Raw genomic sequence first — 24,139 nt, 5'->3', positions numbered from 1 at the left:
TACTACTCCCTTTTTACTCGTAAGATAAAACAGTCTTAACTGAGTTAATCACATCATCAACTTGTGGCAACCAGTCATTTTCAGCTGCACCGAATGGATACACACTGTCTGGTGCTGAAATGCGACCGATTGGCGCTTCTAAGCTCATGATGAAACGCTCAGAAATTTCTGCCATCACAGCACTGCCAATCCCCGCTTGACGTTGTGCTTCTTGCGCCACAACAACACGGCCAGTTTTCTCAACTGATTTGCCGATTGTTTCGATGTCCAACGGGCTTACTGTCCGCAAGTCGATAACTTCAGCATTAATCCCTTCTTTTTCAAGCATTTCCGCTGCTTTCAAACAAACTGGTACCAAACCACCATAGGTAATAATGGAGATGTCTTCACCTTCTTTAGCAACTGCTGCTTTATCTAAAGGTGTTGTGTAATAGCCCTCTGGCACTTCGCCTTTGATTGAACGATAAAGTTTGAGGTTTTCTAGGTAAACGACTGGGTCATTAGATTCAATCGCTGATAGCAAGAGACCTTTCGCATCTGCTGGGTTACTTGGCATGACAACACGTAAGCCTGGTGTTTGCGCCATCAAGCCTTCCAAGTTATCCGCGTGCATTTCTGGTGTATGTGTGCCACCACCATAAGGCGCACGGACAACAATTGGAAACTCACGAGTACCGTGGAAACGGAAACGATTTCGTGCCATTTGACCTGAGAGTGAATCCATGACTTCGAAAATGAAACCGAAGAATTGGATTTCCATAATTGGGCGGAAGTTTTGTGTTGTCAAACCAATAGCCAAACCACCGATGGCACTTTCAGCCAAGGGTGTGTCAAAGACACGTTCGTCTCCATACTTTTGATTTAAACCATCGGTTGCTCGGAAAACACCACCATTTTTACCGACGTCTTCGCCGAAAATGAGGACATTTTCATCGTGTTCAAGTGCTAAGTCTAACGCTTCTGTAATCGCTGCGATATAAGTTTTGACTGCCATTTATTTGCCCGCCTCTCTGAATTTTTCGATTTGTTCTGCTTGTACAAAACCGGGTTGCTCAAAAGTAGTTGCGATAAATTCTGACACTTTTTGTTTTTGAACGTTATCCGCTTTTTTCACAGCGTCGTCAATTTCTGCATTCACTTCTTCTTTGTAGTCTGATTCAATCGCTTCGTTCCAGAGATTTTTGTTTTCTAGAAAAATACGCATGCGGATGAGTGGCTCAAGTTTTTGCCATTCTTCGATAGATTCTTTTGTCCGGTAACGCAAAGGATCATCCCCACTCATCGAATGTGGCTCAAGACGGTCTGTCATCGTTTCAATCAGAACAGGACCATTGCCAGCGACTGTCCATTCACGCGCTTTTTTAGCCGCAAGGTAGCAGGCAATGGCATCCATGCCGTCAACGACGATACTTGGCAGCCCTGCACTCCAGCCTTTAGAGGCTAAGTGTGTTGCTGCTGTTTGCACTTTACGTGGTGTTGAAATGGCATAGCCATTATTTTGAATGATGAAAACAGCATTTGCTTTAAAAGCACCCGCAATATTCATGCCCTCGTAGGTGTCGCCTTGTGATGAACCACCGTCACCTGTATAGGTATAGGCACAAGCGTCCAGTTGGCGTTTTTTCATGCCAAGACCAATACCCGCTGCCTCCACGAACTGGGCGCCGATGATGATTTGTGGGAACCAAGTGTTAACCCCCTCCATCAAGTTTCCTTCGTGATGACCACGGCTCCAGAGAAAGGCTTTGTAAATCGGAAAACCTTTATGAATCATTTGGGGAATATCACGGTAACCTGGCATCAAGTAATCCGCATCATTAAAGGCGAAACTTGTCGCTGTTTGACTGGCTTCTTGCCCGCGTGTTGGCGCCACAAAGCCTAGACGACCTTGTTTAGCTAGTTTGACACTGCGTTCATTGAGAACCAATTGTTTCATCATGCGTTTCATGAGTTCAACCAATTTGTCATCTGATAATTCAGCTGCTTCAAAGCCAGCTTGGTCGATGATGTTGCCGTCCTTATCCAAGACGCTTAGTTCTTTAAAGCTATCATCTTGTACTTGCAATTGTTGTTCAAAATTTAAAATATCTAATGCTTGACTTGTCATATTTTGCCTCCTTTAAATTGTCAATCGGTAATGAGTGACAGCACTTCGTCATTTGAAATCGTACCAAAGTATTTCTTATCTTGATTTTGAACCAAAATATCTCGAATGGTTGCTTCTTCAAATGGTAAACCGATAAGTTGTGGAATCAATCTCTCGATATCTTCTACACCCAAGAAATCACCGCCAAAGTGAATATCTTGAATCATTCCTTGAACAATGTCTGCTTTAATGTCTAAGATACCACCTGCAAATTTTTCATGTGCATGGTAGTTAAAAGCAGGACTCTCACCGTAGTTCCATTCCCAAGTTGAGAATTTTTCTTTTTCTAGCGTTTTGATTTCGTTTAATTGTGTTTCAGTTAATTGAATCGGTTGGTCTTGACCATTGCGGCTCAATTCATCTGTCAATGCTGCTTGAAAATCTTCTAATGTTAAGTCTGGCGCGTATTGTTTGATACTGCCGACACGACTTCTAACACTTTTAACAGCTTTCGAAATGAATTTTTCATCGCTCACATTCAAGACACGCACCATGGTTTCAACATCCACATCAAACATGAGTGTGCCATGATGCATTAAGTAACCGTCTTGATAACGTTGCGCATTGCCGCTGATTTTTTTACCGTCTAAGACCAAGTCGTTACGACCGGTAATCTCGACTGGAATGCCTAATTTGTGAAGGGCATCTACAACCGGTTGAACGAATACTTTCCAATCCACATCTTCTGGCCGTGCAACCGGAATGATAAAGGTGAAATTTAAATTCCCCAAATCATGATAAACAGCACCTCCGCCTGTAACACGGCGAATGACTTCGATGTCTTTTTCTTTGACAACGGCTTCGTTGACTTCTTCATAGGTATTTTGATGTTTGCCAACGATGACTGCATTATTATTTTGCCATAAAGAAAAAACAGGTGCCTCAGGTTTTAAATGAGTCAGCAACCATTCGTCCATCGCGATATTGAATGGTGCAGTCCTGTTTTTATTTATGAAATATCGCATTAACTAATCCCCCTTTTTTTGATTTCAAATATAACCATACCGATAAATTGAAATCGCTTTCCATCTTCTATTATTCATTGTTTTCAATCATTTTTCAACTAATTTGACTGGAAATTACACAAACTTTTTGTTTATAATAGAGGGACAAGAAAAAATAAGGCGGAAATCGAATTGAATTTTACCACAAGTGATGAAGTAACCTTTGAATTTTCAAGTATTGGCGAGGGGACGCCGATTATTTTTATCGCGGGCTATTCAGGGCATGAATACAGTTGGTCGGCCCAGACTGATTTTTTCAGTCAAAATGGCTTTCGTTGTCTACATCTGGATAAACGTGGTCACGGCAAAAATGCGGCTGTAATGTCTGGGCTGCGGATCAGTCGCCTTGCCAAAGACATCAAAGAAATGGTTGATTTGCTGCAACTGGCAAGCTATCACATCATCAGTCATTCCATGGGGTGTGGGGTTGCTTTTGAGTACATCAGTTTATTTGGCGACGAGCACGTTGATAGCGTGACCTTTATTGATAGCAGTCCTAAACCTATCAATACTCCAGACTGGCAGCTGGGTATGACCGGCTTGACTTGGCAGACACTTACTGAGGCCAATACGACTTTGGCGAGTCTCTCATTGATTAAAAAGAAAATCGACACAGATTTATTGCGCAAGATGATGCGAGGCAATCAAGTCTTTAAATTTGAGCAAACCGAGCCTTTATTGCTTGACCTACTAACTAAGGATTACCGAGACGTGCTCAAGCAAACCACACGCCCGATTTTATTTATTTCAGGCGAGCTATCGCCACTTTTCCCAACGCAATTAATGGCTTATTACGTCGAAACTGCTAAGCACGCGCAAAGTTTTCTAGCTAAAGGTGCAGGCCACTTACCTTACGCTGAAAGCCCAGATGAAACGAATCACGTCCTCTTGACCTTCTTGCAGGAAAATGGTGGCAGTGACTTTTAAGGTTTATTAAAACACAAAAAACAGCCATGATGACATGACTGCTTAGAAAACATCTAATATCACATAATTATAGTATAATTGACTTGCAGGCAATTATTTTCGTGTGTTCGCATTCAAAAGTTAACGTTTCTTTCCATCACAATTTCAGTGCTCCCTAGCTACTTGATTAACTGTTTTGAATTTAAGTGATGAGGTGTCTAGATGACATCAATGACTTGACAATAACTTTGGATTGTTTGACCACTTTGATAATCGCTTGTTTTTTGCGCCTTCAAATCCGTCATAAACAATTCTTTCATTTTTTTCAATTGTCCACATCATCGTTGTCTTCCTTTCATCACATGGTTTAAGCCTTGTTATCACTGCCCACAACTTTAATTTTAGCTGCGACCAGATCACAAACCTCTTTCATACCAGCTTGACCGTATTTCTTAGGGTCAATGACCTTATCATCAGTCAGGTTAGCCCGGGCACCTTTCGTATAGGCAATACGTAAGTCTGTCGCATAATTGACTTTACAAATCCCCCGCTTAATCGCTTCCCTAACTTGTTCATCTGGTACACCAGACGTACCGTGTAAAACAAGCGGAATTGAAACAACCTGACGAATTTCGCTAAGACGTGCCATATCAATCTTTGGTTCACCTTTATAGATGCCATGAATCGTGCCAACTGCAATAGCCAGAAAATCTACATCTGTTTGTGCCACAAATTCTTTCGCCTCAGCAGGTTCAGTATAGGGATTATTCGTACCACCATCTAGCTTATCTTCTTTACCGCCAACTTTGCCAAGTTCTGCTTCTACCGGAATATCATTTGGATGACAAGCATCAACAACACGTCGACTAACAGCTACATTTTCATCAAATGGCAAGTGGCTGCCATCAATCATAATAGACGTATAACCTGCATGCAGTGCTTGCATGGCAAGCTCAAAACTTGAGCCATGGTCTAAATGAATCGCAACTGGTACTTTCGCCTTATCTGCAATCGCTTTCACATTGGCAAAATACAACTCCAAAGTCGCGTATTCAACCGTTCCCGGTGTCGTCTGCAAGATAATTGGCGAGTTCAAACTCTCAGCCGCCTTCACAGCTGCCATCGCCATTTCCATATTCTCAATGTTGAAAGCACCGATGGCATAGTGCCCAGCCTGAGCTTTCAGAATCATTTCTTTACTCGTTACTAACATGCCCTATTCTCCTCCTTTTTGAATAATACGGTTTTATATTACTCACCTTTTAGCTCATACATGAGCTTGAGTGCAGTAGAGTTTTTTTCAACCATCTTTTCAAAAGGAATATCTTTATCTTCCAATTGATAAAGACCAGTTATCAATGGTTCAACTTGAATTTGTTTAGTAGCCATGTATTGCAAACCGGCCTCCCATTCATATCCTGGAAATGGTGCAGTATAACTCATCCATGCCCCTGTTATTTCAAGTTCTCCACGTAAAATTTTTTCAAATGTTTCTGGAGGTAATACTACATCCCGAGTTGATGTACCAACGTAAACGACAGCACCTCTTTTTTCAACAATGTCAAGTGCCTGACGTTGTGTAACAGAACTACCAGCAGTCTCAATCACTACTCTTGGTTTACGATTTATTTTAAAATACGCTTCAAGCGATTCGTTTAAAGGATTTAAAACAACATCTGCACCCACTTTTTTAGCAAGCTCCAACTTGTTATCATTAATATCAACAACTGTAATGGTGCCAACACCTCTTGCACGCAAAGCAAGTAATGTCAATAAACCGATTGTCCCCGCCCCTAAGACGACTACCTCATCACCTGAAAAAAGTTTAACTCTATCAATGCCATGTATGGCAACGGTCAACGGTTCTAGCATCGCAGCTTCTTTCAAACTGAGTTCATCTGGTACCTTGACAACATTCTTTGCAGGAACAGCTATAAACTCCGCCATCGCACCTTGTTCTCGACTCCCAATAAAACTATACCGTTCCGCCATCGCTGGTTCACCTTTTAGATAACCTGGTGTTGTTTCATCTGGTATCAGAGGTGCTACTGCCACGCGCTCTCCAATTGATAACTCTTCAACACCTGCACCAACTTCAACGATTTTTCCAGAAAATTCATGTCCTAATACTTGGGGAAAAGCATGAACACCACCCTCAAAATACCTAGGTAAATCTGAACCACAAATCCCGACATAAGCGACTTCAATCAAAACTTTTCCTTCTGTTGCTTTAGGAATAGGAATATCTCGTAGTTCAAATTTCTTTACACCTGTTACAGTCAATGCTTTCATTTTTCAACCTTTCTGAATTTATGTGTTCAAGCTTCATTATCAACGTAAATCGTTCCTCTTTTATATTTAATAAATGTATAAGCAAATGCTGCAACATATAAGACTAAGATAACAAGGAAACCAAGTCCTGTTTCAAGCGTCACCCCCTTTGCCATCAAATAGGTTAATGGACTACCTGCTTGGTCAAGAGAAGAGACACGCTCACCACCAGCCTTCAAAATCCCTACATTTTCTCCAAGCGCTGTTTGTAATGAAATCATCTGATTCGAAATCCAAATGGTAATAAACATAATCACAGAGCCGGAAATCAAAGTCCGAAAAATATTGCCTTTGTGAACACCTGTCGCAATAGCGATAAAGAAACCAATTGTTGCCAAATCTCCAAATGGTAGTACTTGGTTTCCAGGTACAATAACAGCAATCAAAATCGTAAGTGGGACAAACAAGAGAGAGGCTGCAATAACTTGTGAATCTCCAAGTAAAAGCGCTGGATCCAAACCAATTTTAAGGTTACTACCTTTAAATTTCTTATCCAAGATTGATTTAGCCGCTTCAGAAATCGGTAATAAACCTTGCATAATTAATTTGACAACCATTGGCATCAATAGCATAACTGCTGCCAATTGAACGCCGAGTTGTAGAGATTTACCAACTGGATATTTTGCCAAAAGACCAATAATAACACCTAGTACCGCACCAACAATAGTCGGTTGCCCTAATACACCCAAACGTTTTTCAATCGTTTCTTCTGTAATTTCGATTTTATTAAGACCTGGAATTTTGTTAATCAAGTCATCAATTGGAACAGCAAAGACCCCCATATAGGCACTCGTACCGTGTGGAATTGAAATCCCTTCCAGTCCAAAATAATCATCTGTAACTTGACCAAACATATCTCCAAGTTTATAAGCAATCACCGCATGAATTGCAACTGCCCCCATCCCAATATAAATATTACCAGTTGCAATTTGAACAATCGCACCTGTAAATGCCATGTGCCAAATATTCCAAATATCAATATTAATCACACGTGTTAATTTGAAAGCCACCATAATTAGATTGACTGCAACGGCAATCGGTATGGCAATTAATCCTAAATCCGATGCCCAAGCCATCGGTGATGTTCCTGGCCACCCCAAATCGACAACTTTCAATCCTAAATTAAAATTTTCCGCCATGGCTTCTGCGGCTGGTCCTAAGCTATCACGTAGCAGACCAACCACCAAACCAATACCTACAAACCCAATACCAATCGTAATGCCTGATTGAAGAGATTTTCCTATCCCTTGCTTCAAACATAACGCCAATACGAAAATGATAATCGGTAACATAACACTTGCACCCAAGTCAACAAGGGCTTGCACAGCATCCAGTAATAAATTCATTCCAATTCCTCCATTTTTAAATAACTTAAGTTATTTTATAGATTACTTAATTGCCTCAAAAACAATTAAGCTTAGCAAATTAGTTTTTAATAACCGATAAAATCTTTTCTTCTAGAGCCTCGACACCCACACCACTGATAAATGCTGTACCTTGAATCACTGGTACACCAAGATCTTTTTTATAACGACCTGTTGTCACAATTAAATCAGCACCATCTTTTTTAGCTTCAAGCTCTCCAATTTGATGTTGGACAACTTCTGCATCAATGCCATGTTTTTTTGCCAACTCACGAATTAAATTTGCTGCAATTGTTGAAGTCGCCACCGCACCACCACATGCAACGATAATTTTTTTCATTTGATCTCCTCTTTCGATTATTTATTAAGATAAATTTATCTCACAATGCACATTAACTCATTTTCAACGATTTCATACATTTGGTCTTGCGACTCAGCATGCAACATACCATTTACAAAGTTAGGGTTTTGAATGCCAGTAATCACTTTCTGCAACACATCTAAATGTTTTTTCCCATTACCAATGGCTAACAAGATAATCAACTTGACAGCAATTTTATCATCTTCGTCTCCACCCATTTCATTAAACGCAATGGGCTCATGTAATGTTACAAAAACCAATCGGTCTTCAATAACTAAAGCACCATCTGTATGAGGAATCGCAACGCCTCCTGTAACAGGTAAGCCAGTTGGGAAATTTGCTTCACGTAATTTAAGCGCATCGGAAAACCCCGCTTTGACAATACCTGTTTCCTCTAAAAGATGGCTAATCTCGACAAAGAAAGCATCTTGATTTTCAACTTTCAATTGGCAGAACATTAAATTTTTATCAATCATTTTATTTCCTCTTAAATTCACGATACAATCGAAAGTTTAAAGAAGCTATTTACTCTTCTATCACAGTTATTGGATAGTAGAGTGACACATCATTTAATAAAACTTCCTTTTCCTCCACAAGACCTGGCTTTTTATCTGTCACAATCGCATCAATATCTGAGAATTCTGCCATTTTACTAAAAGCACATTTCCCAAACTTACTACTATCAACTAGTAACACACTAGTTTCAGAATGACGAAGCATTGTTTTAGAATTAGTTGTTTCACCAAAATGATGATCAGTTATACCTACCTCAGCAGATATACCCGCACAACCAAAGAAACCAATTGTCACAAAAATATTTTTCATGTTATTTTCGGCAATTTCACCATACAAAGAACCTTCATTTCTTCTAACGACACCGCCCGGAATAATCAGATCAATTGTTTCATTCCGAAGTAATAGATTAAGGATTGGGATAGAATTTGTTACAACCGTGATATTTTTCATACGCACAATTTCTTCAGCCAAAGCGTATATGGTTGTGCCATAGTCTAAATATATGGTATCCCCTTCCTCAATCATTTCAACTGCTTGTTTGGCAATCACACGTTTTTCATCTGAGAACTCCTCACGTCTTTTTTCATAAGCAGTTTCCTTGATTTTATTAGCTAAAACTGCACCGCCATGTGTTTTTCTAACAAGTCCTTCCTCTTCAAGCTCATATATATCCTTGCGCAAAGTTTCTCTTGTAACGCTGAGTTGTTCTGCTATCTGATTGAACTTTAGAGTATGATACTCTTTCAAGTAGTTGATGATAAATTCTTTTCTTTTAATCGCATTCATCTTATAATCTATCTCCTATTTTGGGAATTATTATTCATAATATATCAAACGTTTACATCATTATTCTACTATACCCTAGGATAGAAATCAAAATATTTTGCGTTTTTTTGGCATTTTCAAAAAATAATTTGCGCTGAGTCATTATCGCAAATTATTTTAAATTGAGATAGCTTTTTCTGTGTAATATTTTTTAATATCCTCCACTCTTTTATAATTTGTAAGCCCTTACACCTTATATTTTATATCACCTTAATCTGAAAGTCAATAGATATTTTGCATTTTTTTGCTTTTTCTTTTTTTTTTTTTGCTTTTTGATTTTTTTTGCAAAAAAAGCGCTTGATTTTTTATACGTATCATTGTATAATATTTTTTGAAAACATTCACATGATTATCTACTAATTCAAGTACTGCTAAAACATTAAACTAAGGAGATTCTCAATGATTCATCTAATTTGTCCTAATCCTGCAATTGATCGCACTTTGCTTTTCCACCATTTTGCAAAATCAATACCAAATCGTCCTTACGAACTCAGAGAATTTGCCGGTGGTAAAAGTTTCAATGTCGCCTATGCCATGACTTTTGAATCCCCTTCTGTTTCATTCGTTGTACATACTATTTTAGGTGGTCGTAATGGTAACTATCTCAAAGCACTTGCTGCTGACAATAATATTCCCCTAGACGCTTTAGAAATACCAGAAAACACACGAATTTGCAATATCGTAGTTGATACAACAAAGCGTGATGTTTACCCCATTTATGAAAATAGTTTTTCTCTCAATTCATCTCTTTTAAATCAGTTCACAGAACAACTTGAAACATCAATTCAAAACGGTGATACTGTGGTCTTCTCGGGTTCTCTTATGAAAGGCATGCCCGATGATTACATTTACCACTTACAGGAAAAATTTAAAAATTTTGCCGTGACTTTTTTCATTGATACAAGCGGCGCTGCTTTACGAAAAGCCTATCAAGGCAAACCCCAGGCCATTAAAATTAATGATGAAGAAATCTTAGACCTATTTCCAAATGCTAAACTTGAAAAAATTTCAGACTATATTAACTTATTAAAGTCGTCATCAACTGCCGATATCCCATATTTCATCATTACTTTGGGTGCTAAGGGCATATTAGCAAAGATGAAAAATGACATCTATTTTCTATCTCTTGATAAAGTAGATACCAAAAACCCTATCGCATCAGGTGATTTTTTCCTTGGAGGCTTGGTGAAATACATCAGCCTCGGGGAAGAACCTTTGATAATCTTAAAAAAAGCCATCAGTTACGCCACTGCCAATGTTCTAAACTGGTATCCTGAACTAAAAACTGAGCAAATACAGCAAATTTATAACGCTATCAAGGTAGAAAAATTTTAATTTAAAGAAAGTGCGATGATGAAGATGACCAAAGTGACTTTTCCTTTTACAGCAGCAACACCATTTGAAGAATTACAGAACTACTACAATGATTTATTGAAAAAAATTGATGTGGATTCCCCCAGAAATCGGATTATCATCCAGGCTAAATTAATTACAACCAAAATAGATGCTCCAGAATTTCAATCTTTCAGTCCAGACTGTCGTGAAGTTTGTCGGAAAATAAAAGCACTTAGTGAAGCGAGTCAAATTATTATTTAATTGAAAAACGTTCTCTACTTAAAAAATCATCTCACAATTTAACATGAGATGATTTTTTGTAATCATTGGTTCAATAACTGATAGAAATACTTTACAAATTAACCCCTACATTTTCAAGCAACTCAGCAATACCAGTTGGTTTTGTCCCACCGGCCATGGCCATATCTGGTTTACCACCGCCGCGACCATCGATAAATGGCGCAAGTGCTTTAATAGCGCTAGATTGGCTCGCAACTAACAAATTCGCTTTCTCTTCTAATAGCCTTCTTTATCCAGCTCATCCTGAACTAATTGGCGAAGTTCATCTACGTCAGGTAGATATAACTGATATTCTGATACGAACAAGTTGACATCCATGCCATGTGTTGCATACTTAACGACCGTATCATTTTTATTTGCACCTAATATAATACCAATAGGTTCGTTGTCATCTTCATTATTAACATCAAGCGCAAAATATCCCAAATAGAGATTCATTTGACCAATATCTTCATGTCTAACTTCTCCTACTTTAAGATCAATAATCACATAGCGTTTCAAAATGACATGATAAAAAACCAAATCAGCATAAAAATTTATATTATCAATCGTTAAGCGATATTGACTACCGATAAACGCAAAACCTTTCCCAAGCTCTAACAAAAATTCTTGTAAATGATTTAAAAGAGCTTTTTCAAGCGTACTTTCTCTTACTTTATCCATTATAGGAAGATTTAGGAACTCTAAAACATAATGATTACGCACAATATCTTCTGGGGTAGAGACCTCATTACCTTTTTCTGAGAGCTCTAAAATACCTCTTTTATCCTTTGATAAAGCAATACGTGCAAACAAAGCTGAGTTTTTTTGACGATGTAACTCACGGTAACTCCAATTATTCTTTTTAGTTTCTACAATATAAAAATTACGTTCTAGCTCATCATCAATAGATAAAATTTCAATAATATGGCTCCAAGTCAATTGTTCAGGCACTGCCTTGATTTTTGGGAAACGCAAATAAAATAATCTCATATTAGCAATATTTGATCTTGAAAATCCCTTACCTAGTTTCGTGGTTAGATCTTTCGAAAGACCACTTAATAAGTTATCACCATATTTTGACCTTACTTCACCATTTTGTTCAAACTCAACAATATATTTTCCAACTTCCCAATTTAAAGTTAAAAGTTGTAAATTTAATGCTTTTATTGCTTTTTCTTTATTTTGATTGACAACACTAGAAATACTATCTATCAAAATTTGATATTCGGTATCATGTCTTAGCTCAGATAATTTACCCATTCTATCTCCTACTTTAAATTATCCAGGCATGCCTGGATAATCAGGATTCTGATTAAAAAATATCACAATTTAATCATTTACTACTAACTCATATCTGTATCATTTTCTGTTCTTTTAAAAAACTCTGAAATGCCCATATCTGAAAATAATTTGTTTTTTAAAATCGTTTCTTCTCTTTTCAAGATTTGAAATTGTTCTTGAAGTTTTAATTTTTTATTTTGAAATTTTTGAATTGATATTTTTTGTTCTTCCAGTGTTATAAGTGGTACCTGTAAATTGGACAGTCTCTTAAATGAAATTTGTTGAACAGTTGCACCTTCCATCATCATTTCTAATTGTGCCATGCCGATTGGACTTTTCAAATATTCTAATAACCACTCAGAGGATATTTTAGAACTATTGACACGTATCCTAACCAAATTTGAATTAAAAAGAAGATTATCTATTTTTTTATCAACCAAAATTACTTTAATAACAACACCTCGAACAGATAATAAAATATCTCCAGGTTTAACTTCATATTTTTCAATATGAGTTATATTTGAGGGGGTTATTCTAGATAGTGATGTTTCATTGATTGTCTCTTCTACGATATCAGAAATTCGAACTACCCTATAAGCGCCCTCAACAGATTCCTCTTTTGATATTAAATTATAACCACGGGAGATATTTGCTATATTTCCCAAAATAACGGGAGACATTTGTTTAAATTTTTCAAAATCAAATACCAAAGTACCATAACCATTAATCACCATTTTATTAGAAAAAACGTAACGAGAAGGCAAAATAACCGTATCTTTAATATCTGATGCTGAAACATATTTCGAAAATCCAGAAATTTCTTTACCTGATAAATAAGCATCAATAATTTTATCAAAATGCTCATTCAACAATTGTTTATAGTTTTCTGATCGTCTGCTGACTTTAAAATCTGTTGCATTTACCATTAAAATCTTTTTAACACGTTGAATTGTTTTATTTTTATTGATGATTAATATAGAGGTTGCAACATTAGCAAAAGGCAAAAGCATTCCTTCTGGCAGTTCTATAACCGCTTCAATTAAATCGCTATTAATCACCTCCCCTCTTATCGTAATGATAGCTTTCCCTTCACGAAATAAGGAACCATTCGGAACTAGAAAAACAGCTTTCCCTCTAGAATTTAATGCAGCAATACCATTACTAATAAATGCCCAATCAGCAGCGTTTCGTGGTGGTATACCATATTCAAAGCGATTAAATTTATCGAGAGTTAAATCATGTTGATTTGTCATACCAAATGGTGATGGTGGTACTGTGATAACTTTATCAAATGTTTCAAGTTGATCTGTCACTTTGTCAGTATATAGCGGATTTTCAAGAACATCATCACAATAGGCTATAAATTTATCTGCTCCTAAAATAAGTACTGAAAGTTTTAAGATTATGAACGTAATGTAATCCTCCTCTTGTGCAACGATTTCTTGATTTGGATTTGCTGAAATCAACTGTCTGATCACACTACCAAGTCCAGCAGTTGGATCAAGAATTTTATCCGAAACCTTAACCTCAGCTAAATCAATCATCAATTTGCTCAAATGGTTCGGAGTTGTATACTCACCTCGATAGTTAGAATAATTATCCATTAAGTCAATAATTGCCGCGCTATCAAATGACTTTCTATCAATGTCATCTATCAGATTTTTAAATGTCTCTAACGATATCTTATCTACTTGATTCAATTCATTCTTAAGCTCGATTTCCAAGCCTAGCTCACTAATCTCTTTCAGTAAAGTATCTATGTCTTCTTGCATATCCTTTTTCTTTAAATCCGTTATTACTTCAGGCTTTAGTACTTTTACGACAGCAATTATAACAGTTAGTAAAGCTATAACTTTCTGTTCTACCGTATCTTTTGATTTATTTACAATATGCCGATTAATATTTCTTTGCATCATTTACCCCCTTATAATATATTCTTAAACCTAGTATAACATAAGTTAGTATTATTAATACTTTTTATTCTTCATCTTTATTTTTGACTTCTGAAGCAAAAATTGTTACTGCTGCTAGTATTAATTGTATAATATCTTTATCATTCTGCTCTTTATCTTTCCAAACATTTACACTCACATTTCCCTTGAAATTATCGCCATTGTTCACATTCACACCCGATTCTTTCGTCGTCATCATAAAGATGATAACAAGTAACAGCAGGAATATATTACTATTTTTCATAATGTCTCTTTTCTTTTTTATTTTTGTATTATACATAGTTTAGCACATGATTCATTAACTGTCAACAGTATATTTAATACTAAACTAATATACTGCTATCTAATTATAGTCGTTTTACTTTATCTAAAATATCACCTATCAAAATATTTTTATTCGATTATTCTGACTCAATAGGCTTTACATAGTCCTATCGCGACTATAAAACATGTTATCAAGTAGTCATGTGAATATCAAAAAAACAGTCTCTTGACTGTTTTTAGTATAAACAATACTGCTTTCAACTACTTCACATAATAACTTACAAATTAACTCCAACATTTTCAAGCAGCTCAGCAATACCAGCTGGTTTGGTCCCACCGGCCATGGCCATATCTGGTTTACCACCACCGCGACCATCGATAAATGGCGCAAGTGCTTTAACCACATTTCCTGCTTTAATATCGCTTGATTGGCTCGCAACTAAAAGATTGGCTTTTTCGCCAATTTGAGCAGCAAGTACCAAAACGTCAGAGCTATTTTTTTGTTTCCAAATATCTGCTAGATTACGCAAAGCGCCAGCATCAGTTGCAGTGACTTTAGCTGCGATAAAACTCACACCATTAACCGTTTGCACATTTTGGAAGATTTCATCAGACTGTGCTGATGCCATTTTAGCTGACAGACTTTCAACTTCCTTTTGAGCTGATTTGAGTTCAGCTTGCAAGTTTTCAACTTTAGCAACTGTTTGACTAGCCTGTGGTGATTTCACCAAGGCTTGCACGTCTTTCAAAATTGCTTCTTGTGCTTTGAAGGCTTCAAAGGCTTGTTGGCCCGTGACCGCCATGATCCGACGCGTCCCTGACCCAATCCCTTCTTCTTTGACAATCTTGAATAGGCCAATCTCGCTCGTGTTAGCAACGTGTGTGCCACCACAAAGCTCGACTGAATAGTCACCAATCGTTACAACACGGACAACCTTACCGTATTTTTCGCCAAAGAGCGCCATGGCACCCATTTCTTTAGCAGTTGCAACATCCGTTTCAACAGTCAGAACATCAATCGCATTCCAAATTTCTTCATTGACTTGACGTTCAATTTCTGCCAATTCATCGGCTGTCACTGCTGCGAAATGCGTGAAGTCAAAACGTAAAAAGTCAACTTCATTAAGCGAACCAGCCTGTGTCGCGTGCTCTCCCAAGATATTGTGCAGGGCAGCATGGAGCAAGTGAGTGGCTGTATGATTTTTAATCACACTGTTGCGACGTTTTTGGTCGATCGCAAGCGTGTAAACTTCGCCCTCAAAAAATTCAGTCAAAATCTCAACCGTATGCAAAGGCTGACCGTTCGGCGCTTTCTGCACATCCGTCACGTTCGCGACCACATCACCTACCGCATCCAGAATCACACCGTGGTCAGCAACTTGACCACCCATTTCAGCGTAAAACGGTGTTTCAGCAAAGACCACTTGGGCTGTTCCTTTAGCCGTTTTCACGCGCTGATCGTCTTGAACAATGGCAGTCAGTCTTGACGCAAGCGTTTTTTCTGTATAAGAGAAAGTTGATGCTTCCTCTAGGGCAGTTAGAACTTCTGACTGTTTATTCATCGAGCCACCTTTAACGACTGCGGCACGCGCACGGTCTTGTTGGGCTTTCATGGCTGCTTCGAAGCCAGCATGGTCAATGGTAAAGCCAGCATCTTCTGCCAACTCCTCTGTCAATTCAACTGGAAAACCGTAAGTATCGTAGAGTTTGAAGATATCAGCACCGTCAAGTGTTGTTTGGTTTGCTGCTTTTAGCTTGCTGATGACTTCGTCAAAGAGTTTGCTACCCGCATCAATCGTCCGCGCAAAAGTTTCTTCTTCACGTTTGACAATTTTTTCGATGAAGTCACGTTTTTCCAAAACTTCTGGATAGTAAGATTGCATGATGTCGCCAACGATTTTAACGAGCTTATACAAGAAAGTATCTGTAATGCCAAGTTTACGTCCATGCATGACAGCACGACGCAGGAGACGACGCAAGACATAACCACGACCTTCATTACCTGGCAAAGCCCCATCACCAATAGCAAATGAAAGTGAGCGGATATGGTCAGCGATGACCTTAAAGCTCATGTTATCCCCATAAGGATCGTAAGTTTTACCAGACAATTGCTCAATTTGACGGATGATTGGCATGAACAAGTCTGTCTCAAAGTTAGTATGCGCCCCTTGGATGACCGCAACCATCCGTTCAAGTCCCATACCCGTATCAATATTTTTATGCGGTAGTTCTTTATATTCACTACGTGGCACACTTGGATCTGCGTTAAATTGACTCAGAACAATATTCCAGATTTCAATATACCGGTCATTTTCGATGTCTTCAGTCAGTAATTTAATCCCGATATTTTCAGGGTCGAAGTCTTCCCCACGGTCGAAGAAAATCTCAGTGTCCGGACCACTTGGGCCAGCACCAATTTCCCAGAAGTTATCTTCGATTGGAATCAAATGGTCAGGTGACACCCCAACTTCAATCCAACGGTTATAAGAATCTTGGTCTGCTGGATAATAAGTCATGTAAAGTTTATCGACTGGGAAACTGTACCACTCAGGACTTGTCAATAATTCAAAGCCCCATTCAATCGCCTCTTTACGGAAATAATCACCGATTGAAAAGTTACCTAACATTTCAAACATAGTGTGGTGACGTGCAGTCTTACCAACATTTTCAATATCGTTGGTCCGAATAGCTTTTTGCGCATTGGTAATCCGCGGATTTTCAGGAATGACCGAACCATCGAAATATTTTTTAAGTGTCGCAACACCTGAGTTAATCCAAAGTAGCGTTGGATCATTGACTGGAACTAAACTAACAGACGGTTCAATTGTATGTCCTTTAGACTTAAAGAAATCAAGGAACATTTGACGTACTTCTTGTGAGGTCATTTTTTTCATGTGAGGTTATATTTTCTTTCTATTTTTAATTGCTAGAGGATGCCGATGAGGCGGCAGCTTGCTGTGCTTTAACATAATCAATGGCGATAACTAAAGAAATGACAGCATCCGCATATTTGTCATCATAGACATCTATATGATAAGTTGAGTTAATTTTAAACCATTCTTGTGAAATTTGTGCCACTGGCACACTGTTATGTCGAAGTTCAAAATCCATATCCCAGAAATTCCCTTGAATTTCCAGACCAAAATGTTCAATTCGATAACGAGGTTTAAAAATTGTAAACTCTTTTCTAATCTGGAAATGAGTGTCATCAGCCAAAGTCACATCGAATTTAGGGAAAATCTGAAACATCACTTTTTTAATGTGAGACACTAATGTCCCATCAGGTTTTGTAATGGTAAACTGTTTTGGGATTTTCATAAAGCTCCCTTGAACATGATAAGCCAAGTTACCTGCATTATCCATAATCTTAAATTTACCACCAAGCGACAAAAAATTTTGTTTGATTTGATACTGAACCATCTCGACACCTCCCAAAGAATGTGATATTTTTAACAATAAATCAAGAAAATACTCCACCGTAAGCAAGGGGCGCTTAAACGCGGTACCACCCTCATTCACGACAAAGTATCGTCTCAATTGTTTGATAGAGCAGGAAACTCTGCTATAAGCACTTCTCAAGTATGACAGCTCTCACCACCGCTGTCTCTCTATATCACTTGATTATTTTATTTCGATTTAGACGATGATGAGCTACTTGTTACTGCTGCCTCATAAGATGAAAAGATATTTGAAAACTCAGTTGGTTTTACTTTAACGTTATAGTCTTTCAAGTAACCTGCAATGATACCATTAACAAATGTCGCATCGTTTTGCTTGTTTGTTGTGATGATTTCTTTGAGTTCTTTCTTATATTTTTTCCAGTCAGTCCCTTTATCAGCGTTTTTAATCATTTTCACAACATAAAAAGATTTTGTACCTGTTTGAGCGTTGCTGACAGTGATTGGTTCGGCAGATACTTCGCCATCCTTTAACTTGAAGGCTGCTGTTTTAACTTCTTCTGGAATTTGCGTATTTGCTGAGTCGAATTTCACATCACTCTTCTTCTCTTTAGCAGTTTTATCAAAGGTAGCTGCATCATTTTTAGCATCTTCGACTAATTTTTTAGCAGCATCTTCTGTCGTCTCTGACAAGATATAAGCCTCAACTGTTGGATGGAAGGTTTCAAATGCTGCTTTATATTCCTCATCTGTGAATTTGATTTTGCTCGTCACAACTGCTTTTAATAAAAGTTGCGAACGGATAGAATCTTTATAAGAGCTTTCCGTGTAGCCTGCCTGTTGTAAAGCGCCTGCAAAATTAGTACCAAGTGATGCTTTCTGAGCATCAAACTCTTTGTTTACCTCTTTTTCAGAAACTTTTTTACCAAATTCTTTTTCAAAAATTTTCTTAAAAGTCATGTTTTGCAACAAGGTTGCTGTCCCTGTTGAGGGGTACTCTCTTGCTTCTTTATACAAATCTGACACGCGGATGGTGTCCCCTTTCATCGTGACGATGTCAGAGTTTGTACCATCTTTACTACAAGCTGCAAGTGTCACAACAGCAAAGCCTGTTACTACAACTAAACCAATTTTTTTAAAATTCAAAATAATTTTACCTTTCATATCCTGATTCATTTTTGTTAAGGGTCAAGCCTTAACGATCTCTACAATTATACCATACTTTCTGATAAAAACCTTAAATTAGACTAAATCGGGTTGCCATAAATATCATATTGAGGTTCAGAAGCTTCTTCACCATACGTTGTACTTGATGTACTTTCTTCTAGCGCTTTTTCTGCAGAAGCTTCTTCACCATCAGTCAGCAAGGTTTTCTCTGTTGTTTTACCATTTACTGTTGTCGTTACCGTTGGCAATGTTGCATTTGGTGCATAACCACCATAATAATTTTCAAAGGTAACAATATTAGGCGAAAGACTTTTTACAACTGGCTGACCAAGTGACAGTCGCAAAGCATTTTGAACACTCAATAGGTTATCAGCTGGCATGACCTGATAAGAAATCCCATCAATCATTTCACCAATACCCTGCAATTTAATTGAGCGTATTTTTTGGAAAGCATCTTTGTAGCCTAACAAACTCTTCAAAGAATTACCATTCACAGCAAAATCTGTTTTCATATTACCAGAAATGGCTGTCAAAATTTTCTCGTATTTGGTAATTGAATCCAAACTTAAAATTTTACCCATAATTTGGGTGATGACTTCACGTTGGCGCACTTGACGCCCGATATCACCTTCTGGATCCTGATGACGCATCCGAGCGTATACCAAGGCTTGATCGCCATCAATATGCTGTTTACCCGGTTCAACTGTCGCTGTATAATCAGGTTCAGTTTCTTCGATTGAAATCGTTTCGCCTAATTGATTATCCACTTCAATCCCACCGACAGCATCAACGAGATCTTTCAAACCATTCATATTAATCATGGCATATTTATCAATGTCTAAGCCGATTTGTTGTTGAATCGTTGACACTGCGGTCACTGCACCACCATCGGCATAGGCGGCATTTAATTTGCTATTCTCGACAACATCACCATCTTTGTCAATGATACTCGTTAGCATATCCCGTTCCAAGGAAACCATGGTCGTTGTGCTCGTTTGAGGATTGATTGTCATCACAATCATCGTATCCGACTGACCTGACCACAAATCTGCACGTGTACTATCGCCCGTGTCAACCCCCATCAATAAAATCGTCAAGGGTTGGGTTGCTTTAATAATCTCATCTGATTTTTTACTTGAACTCAGACCTAAGTCAGAAAAAGTCGTTTTGAAAGCATCTTCTGCTTTATTTAAGACAATCGTACCATAAGCAAAAATAAGACCTGCAAACACTAACACTGTCGTCAAAAAACCAAGCAATAACTTCTTCCAAAGTCGCATCTTAGGCTTGCCATTTTTCTTTAGCTTCCTATTCTGGCTTTTTTTAGATCCATGCTTGGCTTCATCATTAATTCTCTGGCTTCTTTTCATTACTCCATTTTACCAAAAAAACTGGGGACAAACCCCTATTCGTTTAAAATGTTACAAACTTGTAACCTTAATCAAAAAATCTTACCATTTCTAATACATCAATCAGCTTTCCTAACTCATCTCTAGCCCCGAATTTCCGAGTTGATTCTGTCTCAAAACTATGTTTTTGATAAAGGTGAATAGCTCTGTCATTTCGTTTCTGAACTTGAAGTTCCAAGCGCTTAATGACACCAATTTCTTGAACAAACGATAACATGTCAGCCATTAAAATATGGCCAATGCCATAACCTTGAAACTTTCGACTAACAGCGATAAATAAATCACCGATATGTCGAATACGTTCATGAAAATCCGCTGTTAAACTGATAACACCAGCAATTTCATCATCTATTAAGGCTAATAGGTAAGCATTATTATCTTTTTCAGCGATTTGTACCAGATACTCTGACATTTGTGCTTCTGTCAGCAAGATCCCCACTTCATCAAGGGTTAAAAAATGTGATTCCTTGCCGACTTGATTTAAAAAATCAATTAATTTTTGAGCATCTTTAGGCTCTGCTTCTCTTACGATAATTTCAGTCATACATCTCCTTTGGCAAGCAACTAGTCTTAGACTAAATAAGTCTCATAATGTTGACCATGTGCGACAAGCGTCACTTCTCGTTCATCGTCTTGGTAGTCAAAAATAATCTCCAGATACTCAGTCGGCAAATCTTGCGCTAGGAGATTGCCCCACTCAATCACAGTGACACCATTACCAAATAAATAATCATCTAGATCAATCGAATCTGGATCATCGCCAATCCGATAAACATCCATGTGATACAGGGGGAGGCGTCCTTCATATTCCCGAACAATGGTATAGGTCGGACTTTTTATCATCTGATGAATAGCTAAACCGAGGCCGAGGCCCTTGGTAAAAGTCGTTTTACCAACGCCTAATTCTCCCGTCAAGACGATAATATCGCCTGCTTGTAATTTTCTGCCTAAGCTTTCAGCAAACGCCAGCATTTGTTTTTCATTTACTTTCATAGGTTTATTATATCAAAAAAAATCAGCCTCTCGACTGATTTTTTTATAATTGGTTTATTTCGCGAATGCTTTCAACCATTAGGAAGAAGCCTGCTAGGAGCACTAGTCCTTGTATGATGCTCGTTTTATTTTGAATAATAAGTGAGATGACAATCGTAACAGCTAAAACTGTTCCGATAATGCCAACAAAAAGGTTTAAGCTTTTTTTTATCTCATCTGGTGCCAGGAAAAGGTAACACAAGACAAAGAGTGCTAATACGACTAAATAAAACATCTTATCCTCTCTTATATCTATCGGTCTATTGACGGCTTATCCTTTTTTCTTTTTGTTTGCTTTTTCGCGTTCTGCTTTATTCAAGATTTGTTTACGTAAACGAATTGATTCTGGTGTGATTTCGAGGTATTCGTCGTCAGCCATGAATTCAATTGATTCTTCCAAAGTGAGGATACGTGGTGTTTTAATGACGTTAGTTTGGTCTTTATTGGCAGAACGTACGTTTGTCATTTGTTTTGCTTTTGTTACGTTAACTGTCAAGTCATTTTCACGAGAATGTTCCCCGATGATCATGCCTTCATAAACTTCTGTTCCTGGATTAACAAAGATTGTACCACGTTCTTCAACACCCATGATTGCATAAGTCGTTGTTTTACCAGTGTCGATAGAGACAAGGGCACCACGGCTACGGCCACCGATTTGTTCATGAATCATTGGCATATATTGATCGAAAGTATGGTTCATGATACCGTAACCACGTGTCATTGACAAGAATTCAGTAGAGAATCCGATCAAACCACGAGCTGGTACAAGGAAGATTAAACGAACTTGACCGTTACCAGTGTTAATCATATCAAGCATGTTACCTTTACGTTCAGAAAGGGCTTGGATGATTGAACCTTGATATTCCTCAGGTGTATCGATTTGGACGCGTTCAAACGGTTCTGAGCGAACGCCATCGATTTCACGTTCGATAACTTCAGGACGTGATACTTGAAGCTCATAACCTTCACGGCGCATTGTTTCGATTAAGATAGACAAATGCAATTCACCACGACCAGATACGATCCAACGGTCAGGTGAATCAGTCGGGTCAATACGAAGTGATACGTCAGTTTGCAATTCTGATTGCAGACGTTCTTCAACTTTACGTGATGTTACCCATTTACCTTCACGACCGGCAAAAGGTGAGTTATTGACAAGGAAAGTCATTTGCAAAGTTGGTTCATCGATGTGAAGAATTGGTAGTGGATCAATATGATCAGAAGGTGTTACTGTCTCACCAACAAAGATGTCATCCATACCAGATACAGCAATCAAGTCACCAGCTTTTGCTTCTTGAATTTCAATACGGTCAAGACCGAAGAAACCAAATAATTTAGTGACACGGAAGTTTTGTTTTGTACCATCAAGTTTTGAAAGCGTGACGCTATCACCAACTTTAATCGTACCACGGAAAACACGTCCGATACCGATACGACCAACGAAATCATTGTAATCAAGTAGTGAAACTTGGAATTGCAATGGCTCATCAGAGTTATCAACTGGTGCAGGAATATGGTCGATGATTGTTTCAAACAGAGGTTCCATTGTGTGGGCTTGTGTGTCAAGTTCGTCAGAAAGACTTGATGTCCCGTTGATGGCAGATGCATAAACAACAGGGAATTCAAGTTGATCTTCATCAGCACCCAGTTCAATCAAAAGTTCCAAGACTTCATCGACAACTTCTTCAGGACGAGCTGATGGTTTATCGATTTTATTGACAACGACGATGGGGGTCAGCCCTTGATCCAAGGCTTTTTTCAACACGAAACGTGTTTGAGGCATTGTCCCTTCGTAAGCATCAACAACAAGCACAACGCCGTCAACCATTTTCATGATCCGTTCAACTTCGCCACCGAAGTCTGCGTGACCGGGTGTGTCCAAGATGTTGATGTGTTTGTCTTTATATTTAACGGCTGTATTTTTAGCAAGAATGGTAATGCCACGTTCTTTTTCAAGATCGTTTGAGTCCATGGCACGATCGTCAAGATGTGCACGGGCGCTTAATGTGTCAGATTGCTTTAAAAGTTCATCCACAAGTGTTGTTTTACCATGGTCAACATGGGCGATGATTGCGACATTACGAATGTCTTCGCGTAATTTAGTCAAGATTTATACCTCATAATTTGAGATCAGGTCTAAAAATCCTATTGCGACTGTCTTACGCTGCCACTTGAACATTTTTTAGAGATGATCTTTATTCTATTTCAACTTTATAAGTATAACATATTTTTGGTGAAATGCAAGATGAACGCCTACGAGGACACGACAAACGCATGACTCTCTCTCTCCCAATCTCAAAATAGGAAGCGTGTTTTTAAAAATAACAGCTCTCACATTGAAAACAACTGTGCCAAATAATCTGAAAAAGTCATTGATAACGAAAAACGTTTGAGACGAATGCTCATCTTCTTTTTACGCATTTCCAAATCCTTCAAAACGGCTAGTGCCAATTTGCGAATATTACTGTGATTTAACGCTGCTGTTTTGTCTAATGTTTTATTTGCATCCTCTCCAAAACTAACATCCAAATGCCAATGCATACTCTCAATCGCCCAATGTTCTCGA

23 protein-coding genes and 2 pseudogenes are annotated in these 24,139 nt (G+C 38.1%); 3 read left to right on the top strand and 22 right to left on the bottom strand.

What is annotated here, in order from left to right; genetic code table 11:
* Positions 1-13 precede the first annotated feature (13 nt).
* From ACYQ21_RS01605 to ACYQ21_RS01595, 3 genes are read right to left on the bottom strand one after another with little or no spacing between them, the layout of a single operon-like run.
* A complete protein-coding gene (locus ACYQ21_RS01605; RefSeq protein WP_460054452.1) occupies positions 14-994 on the bottom strand; it encodes an alpha-ketoacid dehydrogenase subunit beta in 981 nt (326 codons plus the stop codon).
* Positions 995-2,107, bottom strand: a complete 1,113-nt coding sequence (locus ACYQ21_RS01600) for a thiamine pyrophosphate-dependent enzyme (RefSeq protein WP_460054451.1) — start codon at positions 2,105-2,107, stop codon at positions 995-997.
* Between the two features lie 20 nt (positions 2,108-2,127).
* Entirely contained in the window at positions 2,128-3,111 is a 984-nt protein-coding gene (locus ACYQ21_RS01595) for a lipoate--protein ligase (protein ID WP_460054449.1), read from the bottom strand.
* A 171-nt stretch (positions 3,112-3,282) separates the two neighbouring features.
* Between ACYQ21_RS01595 and ACYQ21_RS01590 the strand changes: the two genes are divergently transcribed.
* Positions 3,283-4,077, top strand: coding sequence for an alpha/beta fold hydrolase (locus ACYQ21_RS01590; protein ID WP_460054446.1), 795 nt, complete (start codon positions 3,283-3,285; stop codon positions 4,075-4,077).
* Positions 4,078-4,423: 346 nt separating this feature from the next.
* Here ACYQ21_RS01590 and ACYQ21_RS01585 read toward each other — a convergent pair whose 3' ends face one another.
* The 6 genes from ACYQ21_RS01585 to ACYQ21_RS01560 form a co-directional block, all read right to left on the bottom strand.
* The gene (locus ACYQ21_RS01585; RefSeq protein WP_460054443.1) at positions 4,424-5,269 is read right to left on the bottom strand and encodes a class II fructose-bisphosphate aldolase; all 846 of its coding nucleotides are present in this window, start codon (positions 5,267-5,269) and stop codon (positions 4,424-4,426) included.
* Between the two features lie 38 nt (positions 5,270-5,307).
* Complete coding sequence (locus ACYQ21_RS01580) at positions 5,308-6,348, bottom strand: galactitol-1-phosphate 5-dehydrogenase (RefSeq protein WP_460054442.1); 1,041 nt, start codon at positions 6,346-6,348, stop codon at positions 5,308-5,310.
* A 26-nt stretch (positions 6,349-6,374) separates the two neighbouring features.
* Positions 6,375-7,733 (bottom strand): PTS galactitol transporter subunit IIC, encoded by a 1,359-nt coding sequence (locus tag ACYQ21_RS01575; protein WP_460054439.1) that lies wholly within the window; start codon positions 7,731-7,733, stop codon positions 6,375-6,377.
* Between the two features lie 79 nt (positions 7,734-7,812).
* Complete coding sequence (gene gatB, locus ACYQ21_RS01570) at positions 7,813-8,091, bottom strand: PTS galactitol transporter subunit IIB (protein WP_460054438.1); 279 nt, start codon at positions 8,089-8,091, stop codon at positions 7,813-7,815.
* A gap of 35 nt (positions 8,092-8,126) precedes the next feature.
* Positions 8,127-8,588 (bottom strand): PTS sugar transporter subunit IIA, encoded by a 462-nt coding sequence (locus tag ACYQ21_RS01565; protein ID WP_460054436.1) that lies wholly within the window; start codon positions 8,586-8,588, stop codon positions 8,127-8,129.
* A 49-nt stretch (positions 8,589-8,637) separates the two neighbouring features.
* Positions 8,638-9,414: a DeoR/GlpR family DNA-binding transcription regulator gene (locus ACYQ21_RS01560; RefSeq protein ID WP_460054433.1), complete on the bottom strand. Its 777-nt coding sequence runs from the start codon at positions 9,412-9,414 to the stop codon at positions 8,638-8,640.
* A 438-nt stretch (positions 9,415-9,852) separates the two neighbouring features.
* Between ACYQ21_RS01560 and ACYQ21_RS01555 the strand changes: the two genes are divergently transcribed.
* Together ACYQ21_RS01555 and ACYQ21_RS01550 are read left to right on the top strand one after the other, a co-directional pair.
* A complete protein-coding gene (locus ACYQ21_RS01555; protein ID WP_460054432.1) occupies positions 9,853-10,788 on the top strand; it encodes a 1-phosphofructokinase family hexose kinase in 936 nt (311 codons plus the stop codon).
* Positions 10,789-10,806: 18 nt separating this feature from the next.
* The gene (locus ACYQ21_RS01550) at positions 10,807-11,049 is read left to right on the top strand and encodes a hypothetical protein (RefSeq protein WP_460054430.1); all 243 of its coding nucleotides are present in this window, start codon (positions 10,807-10,809) and stop codon (positions 11,047-11,049) included.
* 91 nt (positions 11,050-11,140) lie between these two features.
* Here the strand turns inward: ACYQ21_RS01550 and ACYQ21_RS01545 are convergent.
* The 13 genes and pseudogenes from ACYQ21_RS01545 to ACYQ21_RS01485 form a co-directional block, all read right to left on the bottom strand.
* Positions 11,141-11,302, bottom strand: a pseudogene (locus ACYQ21_RS01545) (DHHA1 domain-containing protein); the annotation flags it as partial.
* 2 nt (positions 11,303-11,304) lie between these two features.
* Positions 11,305-12,330 (bottom strand): PDDEXK nuclease domain-containing protein, encoded by a 1,026-nt coding sequence (locus ACYQ21_RS01540; protein WP_460054428.1) that lies wholly within the window; start codon positions 12,328-12,330, stop codon positions 11,305-11,307.
* A gap of 83 nt (positions 12,331-12,413) precedes the next feature.
* Entirely contained in the window at positions 12,414-14,267 is a 1,854-nt protein-coding gene (locus ACYQ21_RS01535) for an N-6 DNA methylase (RefSeq protein WP_460054426.1), read from the bottom strand.
* A 61-nt stretch (positions 14,268-14,328) separates the two neighbouring features.
* Entirely contained in the window at positions 14,329-14,499 is a 171-nt protein-coding gene (locus ACYQ21_RS01530; protein WP_460054423.1) for a hypothetical protein, read from the bottom strand.
* Between the two features lie 346 nt (positions 14,500-14,845).
* On the bottom strand, positions 14,846-17,461 hold the full coding sequence (gene alaS / locus ACYQ21_RS01525; protein WP_460054421.1) for an alanine--tRNA ligase: 2,616 nt from the start codon (positions 17,459-17,461) through the stop codon (positions 14,846-14,848).
* Between the two features lie 25 nt (positions 17,462-17,486).
* Positions 17,487-17,987, bottom strand: a complete 501-nt coding sequence (locus ACYQ21_RS01520) for an LURP-one-related/scramblase family protein (protein WP_460054419.1) — start codon at positions 17,985-17,987, stop codon at positions 17,487-17,489.
* Positions 17,988-18,193: 206 nt separating this feature from the next.
* Positions 18,194-19,111, bottom strand: coding sequence for a peptidylprolyl isomerase PrsA (locus ACYQ21_RS01515; protein WP_460054418.1), 918 nt, complete (start codon positions 19,109-19,111; stop codon positions 18,194-18,196).
* Between the two features lie 101 nt (positions 19,112-19,212).
* Positions 19,213-20,502, bottom strand: coding sequence for an LCP family protein (locus ACYQ21_RS01510; protein WP_460054416.1), 1,290 nt, complete (start codon positions 20,500-20,502; stop codon positions 19,213-19,215).
* 67 nt (positions 20,503-20,569) lie between these two features.
* The gene (locus tag ACYQ21_RS01505) at positions 20,570-21,085 is read right to left on the bottom strand and encodes an N-acetyltransferase family protein (RefSeq protein WP_460054414.1); all 516 of its coding nucleotides are present in this window, start codon (positions 21,083-21,085) and stop codon (positions 20,570-20,572) included.
* Between the two features lie 26 nt (positions 21,086-21,111).
* The gene (tsaE, locus tag ACYQ21_RS01500; RefSeq protein ID WP_460054413.1) at positions 21,112-21,534 is read right to left on the bottom strand and encodes a tRNA (adenosine(37)-N6)-threonylcarbamoyltransferase complex ATPase subunit type 1 TsaE; all 423 of its coding nucleotides are present in this window, start codon (positions 21,532-21,534) and stop codon (positions 21,112-21,114) included.
* Between the two features lie 43 nt (positions 21,535-21,577).
* Entirely contained in the window at positions 21,578-21,808 is a 231-nt protein-coding gene (locus ACYQ21_RS01495; protein WP_442450551.1) for a DUF3165 family protein, read from the bottom strand.
* Between the two features lie 36 nt (positions 21,809-21,844).
* On the bottom strand, positions 21,845-23,680 hold the full coding sequence (typA, locus tag ACYQ21_RS01490) for a translational GTPase TypA (RefSeq protein WP_460054411.1): 1,836 nt from the start codon (positions 23,678-23,680) through the stop codon (positions 21,845-21,847).
* Positions 23,681-23,904: 224 nt separating this feature from the next.
* Positions 23,905-24,139 (bottom strand): annotated as a pseudogene (locus ACYQ21_RS01485) (ISAs1 family transposase); the annotation flags it as partial.

Source organism: Pseudolactococcus yaeyamensis (assembly GCF_054658615.1).
This window is presented reverse-complemented; position numbering and strand designations above follow the sequence as displayed.